This window comes from Arthrobacter sp. D1-29, from assembly GCF_054130585.1.
This window is the reverse complement of sequence record NZ_CP096383.1, coordinates 4,825,920-4,840,641: the sequence shown is the minus strand read 5'-3', so window position 1 is coordinate 4,840,641 and position 14,722 is coordinate 4,825,920. Positions and strand designations below refer to the sequence as shown.

At 58.1% G+C, this 14,722-nt stretch carries 3 protein-coding genes and 5 rRNA genes; all 8 read left to right on the top strand.

What is annotated here, in order from left to right; genetic code table 11:
- Positions 1-23 precede the first annotated feature (23 nt).
- Positions 24-3,148, top strand: a 23S ribosomal RNA gene (locus M1E17_RS22045).
- A 227-nt stretch (positions 3,149-3,375) separates the two neighbouring features.
- Positions 3,376-3,492, top strand: a 5S ribosomal RNA gene (gene rrf, locus M1E17_RS22040).
- A gap of 189 nt (positions 3,493-3,681) precedes the next feature.
- Positions 3,682-4,686 (top strand): LacI family DNA-binding transcriptional regulator, encoded by a 1,005-nt coding sequence (locus M1E17_RS22035; protein ID WP_457964176.1) that lies wholly within the window; start codon positions 3,682-3,684, stop codon positions 4,684-4,686.
- A 120-nt stretch (positions 4,687-4,806) separates the two neighbouring features.
- Entirely contained in the window at positions 4,807-7,845 is a 3,039-nt protein-coding gene (locus M1E17_RS22030) for a glycoside hydrolase family 2 TIM barrel-domain containing protein (protein ID WP_457964174.1), read from the top strand.
- Between the two features lie 583 nt (positions 7,846-8,428).
- Positions 8,429-9,952: ribosomal RNA gene (locus M1E17_RS22025) — 16S ribosomal RNA — on the top strand.
- A gap of 539 nt (positions 9,953-10,491) precedes the next feature.
- A 23S ribosomal RNA gene (locus tag M1E17_RS22020) occupies positions 10,492-13,616 on the top strand.
- 235 nt (positions 13,617-13,851) lie between these two features.
- Positions 13,852-13,968: ribosomal RNA gene (rrf, locus tag M1E17_RS22015) — 5S ribosomal RNA — on the top strand.
- The 16S, 23S and 5S rRNA genes sit together here, the layout of an rRNA operon.
- A gap of 460 nt (positions 13,969-14,428) precedes the next feature.
- Complete coding sequence (locus M1E17_RS22010; RefSeq protein WP_267276786.1) at positions 14,429-14,716, top strand: HU family DNA-binding protein; 288 nt, start codon at positions 14,429-14,431, stop codon at positions 14,714-14,716.
- Positions 14,717-14,722: the final 6 nt, after the last annotated feature.

The following is a 14,722-nucleotide window of genomic DNA, read 5'->3' as shown; positions in this document are numbered from 1 at the left end:
TAAATTACTGATTGATCTTTTGTGGTCAAGTTTTTAAGAGCACACGGTGGATGCCTTGGCATTAGGAGCCGAAGAAGGACGTAGGAATCTGCGATAAGCCTGGGGGAGTCGATAACCGGACTGTGATCCCAGGGTGTCCGAATGGGGAAACCCCGCCAGACGCGCGAGTGATCTGGTGACCCGCATCTGAACACATAGGGTGCGTGGAGGGAACGCGGGGAAGTGAAACATCTCAGTACCCGCAGGAAGAGAAAACAATAGTGATTCCGTGAGTAGTGGCGAGCGAAAGCGGATCAGGCTAAACCGTTCCATGTGTGATAGCCGGCGGGCGTTGCATGGTCGGGGTTGTGGGACTTTCCGTTCTGTCTCTGCCGGGACAGTGGGGTGTGATGTGCAGGCATAGGTGAACGGTCTTGAAAGGCCGGCCAGAGAGGGTGGGAGCCCCGTAACCGAAATGTTTTGTACCGCCTGGAGAGTATCCCAAGTAGCACGGGGCCCGAGAAATCCCGTGCGAATCTGTCAGGACCACCTGATAAGCCTAAATACTCCCTAATGACCGATAGCGGACCAGTACCGTGAGGGAAAGGTGAAAAGTACCCCGGGAGGGGAGTGAAACAGTACCTGAAACCGTGTGCTTACAATCCGTCGGAGCAGCCTTGTAGCTGTGACGGCGTGCCTTTTGAAGAATGAGCCTGCGAGTTAGTGTTACGTCGCGAGGTTAACCCGTGTGGGGAAGCCGTAGCGAAAGCGAGTCTGAATAGGGCGTTGCAGTGGCGTGATCTAGACCCGAAGCGAAGTGATCTACCCATGGCCAGGTTGAAGCGACGGTAAGACGTCGTGGAGGACCGAACCCACTTCAGTTGAAAATGGAGGGGATGAGCTGTGGGTAGGGGTGAAAGGCCAATCAAACTTCGTGATAGCTGGTTCTCCCCGAAATGCATTTAGGTGCAGCGTTGCGTGTTTCTTACCGGAGGTAGAGCTACTGGATGGCTAATGGGCCCTACAAGGTTACTGACGTCAGCCAAACTCCGAATGCCGGTAAGTGAGAGCGCAGCAGTGAGACTGTGGGGGATAAGCTTCATAGTCGAGAGGGAAACAGCCCAGACCACCAACTAAGGCCCCTAAGCGTGTGCTAAGTGGGAAAGGATGTGGAGTTGCGAAGACAACCAGGAGGTTGGCTTAGAAGCAGCCATCCTTAAAAGAGTGCGTAATAGCTCACTGGTCAAGTGATTCCGCGCCGACAATGTAGCGGGGCTCAAGTACACCGCCGAAGTTGTGGCATTCAGATATTAGCTAAGCCCTTGTGGTTCAGGCGTCTGGATGGGTAGGGGAGCGTCGTGTGGGCAGTGAAGTCGCGGTGTAAACCAGCGGTGGAGCCTACACGAGTGAGAATGCAGGCATGAGTAGCGAAAGACGGGTGAGAAACCCGTCCGCCGAATGATCAAGGGTTCCAGGGTCAAGCTAATCTGCCCTGGGTAAGTCGGGACCTAAGGCGAGGCCGACAGGCGTAGTCGATGGACAACGGGTTGATATTCCCGTACCGGCGAAAAACCGTCCATGCTGAACAGGGGATACTAACTGCCCGAGACCTGCCCGATCACCCTTGTGGTGTGAGGGTTTTGGTGGAGCGCGGGACCTGATCCTGGGAGGTAAGCGTATTAACAGGTGTGACGCAGGAAGGTAGCCAAGCCGGGCGATGGTTGTCCCGGTCTAAGGATGTAGGGCGAACGGTAGGCAAATCCGCTGTTCATGATGCCTGAGATCTGATGGGACCCCCTCACGGGGGGATTTGGTGATCCTATGCTGCCGAGAAAAGCATCGACGCGAGGTTTTAGCCGCCCGTACCCCAAACCGACACAGGTGATCAGGTAGAGAATACTAAGGCGATCGAGAGAATTATGGTTAAGGAACTCGGCAAAATGCCCCCGTAACTTCGGGAGAAGGGGGGCCCCAACCTTGATGGACACATGCTGTCCGGAGGGGATCGGGGCCGCAGAGACCAGGGGGAAGCGACTGTTTACTAAAAACACAGGTCCGTGCGAAGTCGCAAGACGATGTATACGGACTGACTCCTGCCCGGTGCTGGAAGGTTAAGAGGACCGGTTAGCCTCACGGCGAAGCTGAGAATTCAAGCCCCAGTAAACGGCGGTGGTAACTATAACCATCCTAAGGTAGCGAAATTCCTTGTCGGGTAAGTTCCGACCTGCACGAATGGAGTAACGACTTCCCCGCTGTCTCAACCATAAACTCGGCGAAATTGCAGTACGAGTAAAGATGCTCGTTACGCGCAGCAGGACGGAAAGACCCCGAGACCTTTACTATAGTTTGGTATTGGTGTTCGGAGTGGCTTGTGTAGGATAGGTGGGAGACGTTGAAGCCCGGACGCCAGTTCGGGTGGAGTCATCGTTGAAATACCACTCTGGTCACTTTGGACATCTAACTTCGGCCCGTAATCCGGGTCAGGGACAGTGCCTGATGGGTAGTTTAACTGGGGCGGTTGCCTCCTAAAAAGTAACGGAGGCGCCCAAAGGTTCCCTCAGCCTGGTTGGCAATCAGGTGTCGAGTGTAAGTGCACAAGGGAGCTTGACTGTGAGAGAGACATCTCGAGCAGGGACGAAAGTCGGGACTAGTGATCCGGCGGTACATTGTGGAATGGCCGTCGCTCAACGGATAAAAGGTACCTCGGGGATAACAGGCTGATCTTGCCCAAGAGTCCATATCGACGGCATGGTTTGGCACCTCGATGTCGGCTCGTCGCATCCTGGGGCTGGAGTAGGTCCCAAGGGTTGGGCTGTTCGCCCATTAAAGCGGTACGCGAGCTGGGTTTAGAACGTCGTGAGACAGTTCGGTCCCTATCCGCTGCGCGCGCAGGAAATTTGAGAAGGGCTGTCCTTAGTACGAGAGGACCGGGACGGACGAACCTCTGGTGTGTCAGTTGTACTGCCAAGTGCACCGCTGATTAGCTACGTTCGGATGGGATAACCGCTGAAAGCATCTAAGCGGGAAGCTCGCTTCGAGATGAGATTTCCATACACCTTGTGTGTGAGAGGCCCCCAGCCAGACCACTGGGTTGATAGGCCGGATGTGGAAGCGAGGACTAACGACTCGTGAAGCTGACCGGTACTAATAGGCCGATAACTTACACCACACACCAATGCGTGAACGGCATTCAAAAGACGTTCACACCAAGCATCGGTAAAAAGATAACAAGACTGCTTGCGTCCACTATGTGGTTCCCAAACAACAAACCAAACCGGTTTCGTTGCAGGGAACAAAAAACACAACAAAATAACAACACCACAACTGCCTTAACCGGCAGAACATGTTGTAACCACCAGACTTCCCACCCCCACCACGGGGGACGGGTACAAGGGTTACGGCGGTCATAGCGTGGGGGAAACGCCCGGTCCCATTCCGAACCCGGAAGCTAAGACCCACAGCGCCGATGGTACTGCACCCGGGAGGGTGTGGGAGAGTAGGACACCGCCGGACAAACATTAGGCTCAGGCCCCGACACACACGTCGGGGCCTGACCCATTTAAACACCCAAAACCCCCAGAACCCCTCACCCTTTCCTCCACTCCCACACCGCCGGCACCGCCACACCCCCAGGGCCCGAGAGCGTCCCGCCACAGCCCGCAGGACCTGCGAGAGCGTTCCGCCAAACTAGACTTACGATCTATGACCTCCACTTCGCGTATCCACCGGGCAAAACGCGCGACAATCCTGGACGTGGCGGCCGCTGCAGGAGTCTCGCGGCAGACCGTCACCAGGGCCATGAACGATATGCCGGGCATCAGGCAGGAAACGCGCGAGCGTGTCCAGGAGTTGGCTCGGGAGCTTGGCTATACGCCAAGCAGGTACGCAAGAGGGCTGGTCCAGGGAGCACACACCTCCGTGGGGCTGGCCATCCCGGATCTCACCAACCCGTACTTTCCGGCGTTTGCGTCAAGTGTGGTGGAGATGGCCACACAGCGGGGCTGGAATGTGGTGATGGATGATTTTGGTCACGGCACCAGCAGTGCGCTGGACGCCGTCGCCCGGCTCGCCCCTCAGGTCGATGCAGTCATCGGATACCTTGGACCGGACTCGGAGGCGGCGCAAGCCATGCTGGGACGGCGTCCCGCCGTTGTCCTGGATCATCCCTATATGGCTGCCGGGAGGATCTCATTCGATTACCCCCATGCAGCCAGGCTCGCGCTGGACCACTTGGTGACGCGGGGCTGCCGGGAGATCGCCTACCTGGATTCCGGGATGGAAGGGTCACTGACGGCGCGGGGCGCAGCGGTGGCGGGAGTGGCCGAGGAACGTGGAATCGGGCTCATAGTGGCCCATTCCACCGAGGCGGCCCAACCCTCACGTCATGCCGTCGAGGATCTGCTGTCACGCCATCCGGGACTGGACGGAGTGGTGGCTTTTAACGATCTGATGGCTGCCGGCGTCCTGAAGGCACTGGCTGGAAGTGGACGCAGCGTGCCAGATGACTGCGCCGTGATAGGAATGGACGGCATCCCGCTGGGTGAGCTGGTGACCCCTGAACTGACTACCTTGTCTATGAACCTGCGCGACGTGGGCCGGACCGCCGTCGACCTTCTTGAGGGTTTACTGTCCGGATCGATTGTGCCAGGCAGCTCTGATGCCGATTTGATGCTGAGGCATGACCTTGTCCTCCGTCAGTCGGCTTAGCCGGGGCCTACCAAATCTGTGTGGCAGGGGATAGAATTTTCCAAAACCGTGAACGTTCACGAGACTTCCACAGTCCGGGTCTGAGGCGGTACTCCCACCACTCTGGAGCAAGGAATATCCATGTCAGTTCAGTCACCCTCCGCGCCGGCAGCGGCAGAGACCGAAGTACCCGCACAGAGCAGCCAGGGCACTGCCGCCCAAGGCCGCGCCCTGGAAATTGGCGCAGACGCAATCCAGGAGCTGGCCTCGGTTCAGCCAGCCCGGGGAACCCTGCCGGCACGCGCGTACCTGCACAGCGACGCCCCCCGACAGTCACTGAACGGTGACTGGCAGTTTCGGCTGAGCCCGGGCATCCGGCAGGCACCGGAGGACGGCTGGCAGCTGAGACGGAGCACGGACGGATTTACCGGGCTTCCCGTGCCGTCGAGCTGGCCCATGCACGGACACGGCTCACCGTGGTACACCAACGTACAGTTCCCCTTCCCGGTGGAACCCCCTCATGTCCCGGAGACAAACCCCATCGGCGACCACCTGGTGGAGTTCCACGCCGGAGCGGAGTTCCAGCCGCGTGCCATTCTCCGGTTTGACGGCATCGAGTCCGCGGGCACCGTGTGGTTGAACGGGACGGAACTGGGCACAACCCGCGGCAGCCGGCTTGCCCACGAGTTTGACGTGTCCGGGATCCTCGTTGAAGGCAAAAACCTCCTGGCTGTACGCGTAGCCCAGTTTTCCGCTGCCACGTACACGGAGGACCAGGATATGTGGTGGCTCCCCGGCATCTTCCGGGATGTCACCCTGCAGGCCAGGCCCGAACAGGGCATTGATGACGCGTTTGTCCATGCGGATTATGACCATCACACCGGCGAAGGAATCCTGCGTGTGGAGGTGAGCCGGGACGGTGAGGCGATTGACGCCGTCGTACGCATCCCGGAGCTGGGGCTCGAATTGGCCGCCGGCTCTGAACACCGCCTCAAGGACATTTCGCCTTGGTCTGCGGAACTGCCGCGGCTCTATGAGGCCACCGTCAGCACCCCCGGGGTAACGGTTGAGCTGCAGATCGGCTTCCGCAGCATCACCATCGAGGACGCCCAGTTCAAAGTGAACGGGCAGCGGATCCTGTTGCGCGGCGTCAACCGGCATGAGCATCATCCGCGCCTGGGCAAGGTAGTGCCCCGGGAGGTGGTGGAAGCCGAGCTCCGGCTCATGAAGCAGCACAACATCAATGCCATCCGGACTTCGCACTACCCGCCGCACCCCGATTTTCTTGCCCTGGCGGACCAGCTGGGCTTCTACGTTGTGCTCGAGTGCGACCTGGAGACCCATGGCTTTGTCAGTGCCGGCTGGAACCAGAACCCCAGCGATGATCCGCAGTGGGAGCCGGCCCTGCTGGACAGGATGCGCCGTACGGTGGAACGGGACAAAAACCACGCCGCCGTCATCATGTGGTCCCTCGGGAACGAGGCCGGCACTGGCCGTAACCTGGAGGCGATGTCGCGCTGGACCAAGGACCGGGATCCCTCACGGCCCATCCACTACGAGGGTGACTGGACCTGCGCCTACGTGGATGTATATTCCCGAATGTATGCCAACCAGGCGGAAACTGCGTTGATCGGCCAAGGCCTGGAGGAGGCCCTCGAGGATCCCGCGCTTGACGCCCGGCGCCGTGCCATGCCTTTCGTCCTCTGCGAGTACGTCCATGCCATGGGCAACGGTCCGGGAGGAATGTCCGAGTACCAGGAGCTGTTCGACCGCTACCCACGGCTGATGGGCGGCTTCGTGTGGGAGTGGCTCGAGCATGGCATTACGGTCACGGACGAGGACGGCCAGGAGCACTTTGCGTACGGCGGTGACTTCGGTGAGGAAGTTCACGACGGCAACTTTGTCACTGACGGCCTCGTGGACGCTAACCGGAAGCCCCGGCCCGGGCTGCTTGACTTCAAGAAGGTCATCGAGCCGCTGAAAATCGAGGTGGACGAGGACTGGTCCGGATTCACTGTGCGCAACGGCTTTGACTTCGCGGATACCTCGGCGTTCACCTTCCGATACGTGGTGGAGTCCGACGGCGTGACGCTCGACGGCGGCCCCGTGGCCCTTGCGCCACTGCCGCCCCGATCCGACACGCGTGTGGAACTCCCCGCCGGCCTTGCCGGGCTGGGTGAAGGACGGCCGTCAGTCCTCACCGTCAGTGCAGTCCTTGCTGCTGACGCCGATTGGGCGGCCGCTGGTCATGAACTGGCTTGGGGCCAGGCCGTTCAGGGCCTTGCAGCCAGCGAGGAGCCTTTTGCAACCGAAACTGTGCAGGTTGAGGAAAGTGAACTTCGGCTGGGCCCGGTGGTGTTCGACCGTCTCTCGGGGCTGCCCACCTCGATCGGCGCCGTACCGGTGGACCACCTGCGACTCGTGCTCTGGTGGGCTCCCACGGACAATGACATGGGCGGCGAATGGACCGGCCCTGACCGGCGCCCGCTGGCCACCCAATGGAAGGAAGCCGGGCTCAACCGGCTCCACAGCCGCCTGCTGGGCATCTCCGCGGTTCCCTCCCCGGACGGCGGGGAGGTGCTGACGGTCCGCACCCGGATGGGCGCTGCCGACAAGCAGTTCGGCGTGCTGGTGGATTATTCGTGGAGCAGCGACGGTCAAAGCGTGAACCTGCGGACCCAGGTACGGCCGGATGGGGATTGGACCAACGCCGGCCACGGTGTGGAGTGGGCGCGGATCGGGCTCGAAATGGTGCTGGGCACTCAGACGAACACCGTGAGCTGGTTCGGCCAAGGCCCGCACCAGAGCTATGCGGATACCGGTCAGGGTGCCAGGACAGGCTGGTTTCAGCTGCCGCTGGCGGAGATGGACGTCGACTATGTCCGTCCGCAGGAATCGGGTGCGAGGTCCGGCGTCCGCAAGGCGGGCCTGGAGCTCGACGCCGGCAGTCTTGAAATTGCCGGCAGCCCCTTCGCTTTGACGGTCCGCCCTTATGGCCAGGATGTCCTTGACTCAGCCACCCACCGGACTGATCTGCTCGCCGATGGCCGGAGCTACGTCTACATTGACCACGTGATGCGCGGGGTGGGAACGGCAGCCTGCGGGCCCGGCGCCCTGGAGCCGTACCGGCTGAAGCCGCAGGAAGCTGACTTCTCAGTGGTGTTGACCATGCGGGACTGACGCTGCCGGACCGACGTTCAGCCAATGTGACCCACTCCATAAGAACGGGTTTCGCTGACTTCCCCGCGCAACAGCCATCGAGACCCCCGGAATCCGCGGAATTACACGGGTTCCGGGGGTCACCTGCAGGCCATCGGGGGTGATTTGCCGTTGCGGTTCCGGCCGTGTATTGTTTTCTGAGTCGCCGCCGCTGACGCGGAAAAATAGCGACCGACCCCCTTCTTCAACAGCCTGAAAATGGCTCGCTTATTAGCGTGCCGGAGCCGGGTGGGGCCGATTATGTGAAGCTTGAATCGCGGAAACGCTGATTTGCAAAGCTTCCAGGAATCGGGTAAGTTTGAAAAGTTGCTCCGGAGCGATCCGCGGCCCTTGAGGGGTTGTGGTGGTGCCGGGTGTGTCTGTTGTTTGAGAACTCAATAGTGTGCCAAGTTTGTTGATACCGGTTTATTTTATATGAATTGGTTGAATTTGCCGGACTGACCACCCCGTGGTTGGTTTGGTTTTTACAGCTGGTTTCAAATTTTGTGCAGCCGTTTTATCCCGTTTTCCCGGGGTTGGTGGTTGTGTCTGTTTTTGTTTTACTTCAACGGAGAGTTTGATCCTGGCTCAGGATGAACGCTGGCGGCGTGCTTAACACATGCAAGTCGAACGATGAAGCCCACTTGTGGGTGGATTAGTGGCGAACGGGTGAGTAACACGTGAGTAACCTGCCCTTAACTCTGGGATAAGCCTGGGAAACTGGGTCTAATACCGGATATGACTCCTCATCGCATGGTGGGGGGTGGAAAGCTTTTTGTGGTTTTGGATGGACTCGCGGCCTATCAGCTTGTTGGTGAGGTAATGGCTCACCAAGGCGACGACGGGTAGCCGGCCTGAGAGGGTGACCGGCCACACTGGGACTGAGACACGGCCCAGACTCCTACGGGAGGCAGCAGTGGGGAATATTGCACAATGGGCGAAAGCCTGATGCAGCGACGCCGCGTGAGGGATGACGGCCTTCGGGTTGTAAACCTCTTTCAGTAGGGAAGAAGCGAAAGTGACGGTACCTGCAGAAGAAGCGCCGGCTAACTACGTGCCAGCAGCCGCGGTAATACGTAGGGCGCAAGCGTTATCCGGAATTATTGGGCGTAAAGAGCTCGTAGGCGGTTTGTCGCGTCTGCCGTGAAAGTCCGGGGCTCAACTCCGGATCTGCGGTGGGTACGGGCAGACTAGAGTGATGTAGGGGAGACTGGAATTCCTGGTGTAGCGGTGAAATGCGCAGATATCAGGAGGAACACCGATGGCGAAGGCAGGTCTCTGGGCATTAACTGACGCTGAGGAGCGAAAGCATGGGGAGCGAACAGGATTAGATACCCTGGTAGTCCATGCCGTAAACGTTGGGCACTAGGTGTGGGGGACATTCCACGTTTTCCGCGCCGTAGCTAACGCATTAAGTGCCCCGCCTGGGGAGTACGGCCGCAAGGCTAAAACTCAAAGGAATTGACGGGGGCCCGCACAAGCGGCGGAGCATGCGGATTAATTCGATGCAACGCGAAGAACCTTACCAAGGCTTGACATGGACCGGATCGCCGCAGAAATGTGGTTTCCCCTTTGGGGCCGGTTCACAGGTGGTGCATGGTTGTCGTCAGCTCGTGTCGTGAGATGTTGGGTTAAGTCCCGCAACGAGCGCAACCCTCGTTCTATGTTGCCAGCGCGTGATGGCGGGGACTCATAGGAGACTGCCGGGGTCAACTCGGAGGAAGGTGGGGACGACGTCAAATCATCATGCCCCTTATGTCTTGGGCTTCACGCATGCTACAATGGCCGGTACAAAGGGTTGCGATACTGTGAGGTGGAGCTAATCCCAAAAAGCCGGTCTCAGTTCGGATTGGGGTCTGCAACTCGACCCCATGAAGTCGGAGTCGCTAGTAATCGCAGATCAGCAACGCTGCGGTGAATACGTTCCCGGGCCTTGTACACACCGCCCGTCAAGTCACGAAAGTTGGTAACACCCGAAGCCGGTGGCCTAACCCCTTGTGGGAGGGAGCTGTCGAAGGTGGGACTGGCGATTGGGACTAAGTCGTAACAAGGTAGCCGTACCGGAAGGTGCGGCTGGATCACCTCCTTTCTAAGGAGCACCTACAAACCATTGCCGCGTGTATGCGTGGTGGGGGTTTGTCAGGAGTATATGCCCGTTGCGCAGACGCAAGTTCTGCGGCGGGTGCTCATGGGTGGAATATCAACAAATAGCGGCTGCCTGGTTTATGCCTTATCTAGTACGGATGTCCTGTTCTTCTTTGAAGTGCGGGTGTCCTGGAACGGTGGGGTGTGGTTTGGGTGGTTTAGTGTTTGGCACACTGTTGGGTCCTGAGGCAACAGGGCCGGTGGGAAAAGATCATGGTTTTGGCTGTGGTGTGTTTTTTCCGGGTTTGTTTGTTTCTGGTTTCCTGGCTGCACCGATCACACGGTTGCCCTTTTGGGGGTGTGTGTGGGGTGTGTGGTTTGGGGTTGTTGTTTGAGAACTACATAGTGGACGCGAGCATCTTTTATAAGAAGCAATTTCCAAGAATATGAACCTGGATCTGGCTGCGCTGTTGATGCCCTTTGGGGTGTTGGGGTGTGGTTGGTTTTCATGGTTCTCTCGTAAATTACTGATTGATCTTTTGTGGTCAAGTTTTTAAGAGCACACGGTGGATGCCTTGGCATTAGGAGCCGAAGAAGGACGTAGGAATCTGCGATAAGCCTGGGGGAGTCGATAACCGGACTGTGATCCCAGGGTGTCCGAATGGGGAAACCCCGCCAGACGCGCGAGTGATCTGGTGACCCGCATCTGAACACATAGGGTGCGTGGAGGGAACGCGGGGAAGTGAAACATCTCAGTACCCGCAGGAAGAGAAAACAATAGTGATTCCGTGAGTAGTGGCGAGCGAAAGCGGATCAGGCTAAACCGTTCCATGTGTGATAGCCGGCGGGCGTTGCATGGTCGGGGTTGTGGGACTTTCCGTTCTGTCTCTGCCGGGACAGTGGGGTGTGATGTGCAGGCATAGGTGAACGGTCTTGAAAGGCCGGCCAGAGAGGGTGGGAGCCCCGTAACCGAAATGTTTTGTACCGCCTGGAGAGTATCCCAAGTAGCACGGGGCCCGAGAAATCCCGTGCGAATCTGTCAGGACCACCTGATAAGCCTAAATACTCCCTAATGACCGATAGCGGACCAGTACCGTGAGGGAAAGGTGAAAAGTACCCCGGGAGGGGAGTGAAACAGTACCTGAAACCGTGTGCTTACAATCCGTCGGAGCAGCCTTGTAGCTGTGACGGCGTGCCTTTTGAAGAATGAGCCTGCGAGTTAGTGTTACGTCGCGAGGTTAACCCGTGTGGGGAAGCCGTAGCGAAAGCGAGTCTGAATAGGGCGTTGCAGTGGCGTGATCTAGACCCGAAGCGAAGTGATCTACCCATGGCCAGGTTGAAGCGACGGTAAGACGTCGTGGAGGACCGAACCCACTTCAGTTGAAAATGGAGGGGATGAGCTGTGGGTAGGGGTGAAAGGCCAATCAAACTTCGTGATAGCTGGTTCTCCCCGAAATGCATTTAGGTGCAGCGTTGCGTGTTTCTTACCGGAGGTAGAGCTACTGGATGGCTAATGGGCCCTACAAGGTTACTGACGTCAGCCAAACTCCGAATGCCGGTAAGTGAGAGCGCAGCAGTGAGACTGTGGGGGATAAGCTTCATAGTCGAGAGGGAAACAGCCCAGACCACCAACTAAGGCCCCTAAGCGTGTGCTAAGTGGGAAAGGATGTGGAGTTGCGAAGACAACCAGGAGGTTGGCTTAGAAGCAGCCATCCTTAAAAGAGTGCGTAATAGCTCACTGGTCAAGTGATTCCGCGCCGACAATGTAGCGGGGCTCAAGTACACCGCCGAAGTTGTGGCATTCAGATATTAGCTAAGCCCTTGTGGTTCAGGCGTCTGGATGGGTAGGGGAGCGTCGTGTGGGCAGTGAAGTCGCGGTGTAAACCAGCGGTGGAGCCTACACGAGTGAGAATGCAGGCATGAGTAGCGAAAGACGGGTGAGAAACCCGTCCGCCGAATGATCAAGGGTTCCAGGGTCAAGCTAATCTGCCCTGGGTAAGTCGGGACCTAAGGCGAGGCCGACAGGCGTAGTCGATGGACAACGGGTTGATATTCCCGTACCGGCGAAAAACCGTCCATGCTGAACAGGGGATACTAACTGCCCGAGACCTGCCCGATCACCCTTGTGGTGTGAGGGTTTTGGTGGAGCGCGGGACCTGATCCTGGGAGGTAAGCGTATTAACAGGTGTGACGCAGGAAGGTAGCCAAGCCGGGCGATGGTTGTCCCGGTCTAAGGATGTAGGGCGAACGGTAGGCAAATCCGCTGTTCATGATGCCTGAGATCTGATGGGACCCCCTCACGGGGGGATTTGGTGATCCTATGCTGCCGAGAAAAGCATCGACGCGAGGTTTTAGCCGCCCGTACCCCAAACCGACACAGGTGATCAGGTAGAGAATACTAAGGCGATCGAGAGAATTATGGTTAAGGAACTCGGCAAAATGCCCCCGTAACTTCGGGAGAAGGGGGGCCCCAACCTTGATGGACACACGCTGTCCGGAGGGGATCGGGGCCGCAGAGACCAGGGGGAAGCGACTGTTTACTAAAAACACAGGTCCGTGCGAAGTCGCAAGACGATGTATACGGACTGACTCCTGCCCGGTGCTGGAAGGTTAAGAGGACCGGTTAGCCTCACGGCGAAGCTGAGAATTCAAGCCCCAGTAAACGGCGGTGGTAACTATAACCATCCTAAGGTAGCGAAATTCCTTGTCGGGTAAGTTCCGACCTGCACGAATGGAGTAACGACTTCCCCGCTGTCTCAACCATAAACTCGGCGAAATTGCAGTACGAGTAAAGATGCTCGTTACGCGCAGCAGGACGGAAAGACCCCGAGACCTTTACTATAGTTTGGTATTGGTGTTCGGAGTGGCTTGTGTAGGATAGGTGGGAGACGTTGAAGCCCGGACGCCAGTTCGGGTGGAGTCATCGTTGAAATACCACTCTGGTCACTTTGGACATCTAACTTCGGCCCGTAATCCGGGTCAGGGACAGTGCCTGATGGGTAGTTTAACTGGGGCGGTTGCCTCCTAAAAAGTAACGGAGGCGCCCAAAGGTTCCCTCAGCCTGGTTGGCAATCAGGTGTCGAGTGTAAGTGCACAAGGGAGCTTGACTGTGAGAGAGACATCTCGAGCAGGGACGAAAGTCGGGACTAGTGATCCGGCGGTACATTGTGGAATGGCCGTCGCTCAACGGATAAAAGGTACCTCGGGGATAACAGGCTGATCTTGCCCAAGAGTCCATATCGACGGCATGGTTTGGCACCTCGATGTCGGCTCGTCGCATCCTGGGGCTGGAGTAGGTCCCAAGGGTTGGGCTGTTCGCCCATTAAAGCGGTACGCGAGCTGGGTTTAGAACGTCGTGAGACAGTTCGGTCCCTATCCGCTGCGCGCGCAGGAAATTTGAGAAGGGCTGTCCTTAGTACGAGAGGACCGGGACGGACGAACCTCTGGTGTGTCAGTTGTACTGCCAAGTGCACCGCTGATTAGCTACGTTCGGATGGGATAACCGCTGAAAGCATCTAAGCGGGAAGCTCGCTTCGAGATGAGATTTCCATACACCTTGTGTGTGAGAGGCCCCCAGCCAGACCACTGGGTTGATAGGCCGGATGTGGAAGCGAGGACTAACGACTCGTGAAGCTGACCGGTACTAATAGGCCGATAACTTACACCACACACCACCCCTGCAAACGGTTTCAAAAGCGTTTGCAACCACGGGGCTGGTAAAAAGATAACAAGACTGCTTGCGTCCACTATGTGGTTCCCAAACAACAAACCAAACCGGTTTCGTTGCAGGGAACAAAACACAAAACTAAATAACAACACCACAACTGCCCTAACCGGCAGAGCATGTTGTAACCACCAGACTTCCCACCCCCAACAAGCACCACGGGGGACGGGTACAAGGGTTACGGCGGTCATAGCGTGGGGGAAACGCCCGGTCCCATTCCGAACCCGGAAGCTAAGACCCACAGCGCCGATGGTACTGCACCCGGGAGGGTGTGGGAGAGTAGGACACCGCCGGACAATCATTAGGCTCAGGCCCCGACACACACATGTCGGGGCCTGACCCATTTAAACACCCAAAACCCGACCCACACTCCTGAACACCCCCACCGGACCCTCCCTCACTTCCTGCAGTCAAACACCGGACCCTCCCTCACATCCTGCAGAAGCCAGCCAGGGCGCAGCCAGCTCAACCGCCGCCGGCGCCGCCGTCGAACACCACGAACCCGGCAGAGCGTCCCGCCAAAGCCCGCAGGACCTGAGAGAGCGTCGCAACAAAAGCCGCAGGACCTGAGAGAGCGTCCGCTGAGGGCGCAATTCCCGGCTGAATCCCCTAAATTCGGGTGATTTAACCCAAAAAATCGCGGAAACACGCGGAATTTGCGGTCCTCAACGGCCCAAGCTGGTAAGTTTTCGAACAGTGGCTTGTACGCATGCCGCGTTCAGGCTCCAGAAATCGTGACCGTCCAGGAGGACATCAATGGCTAAGAACCGTAGTGAACTTGTTTCAGAGGTAGCAGGCAAGGCCGGCACCAGCCAGGCTGCCGTCAACTCCGTCCTCGATGCACTGTTCGAGGTTTTCGAGACTTCTGTCGCCCAGGGCGAGAAGATCACCATTCCGGGCTGGCTCGCAGTGGAGCGCACCGACCGTGCAGCACGCACCGGCCGTAACCCGCAGACGGGTGAGACCATCCAGATTGCAGCAGGCCACAGCGTTAAGCTGACCGCCGGCTCCAAGCTGAAGGCTGCAGTAGCCAAGAAGAAGTAGTCTTCT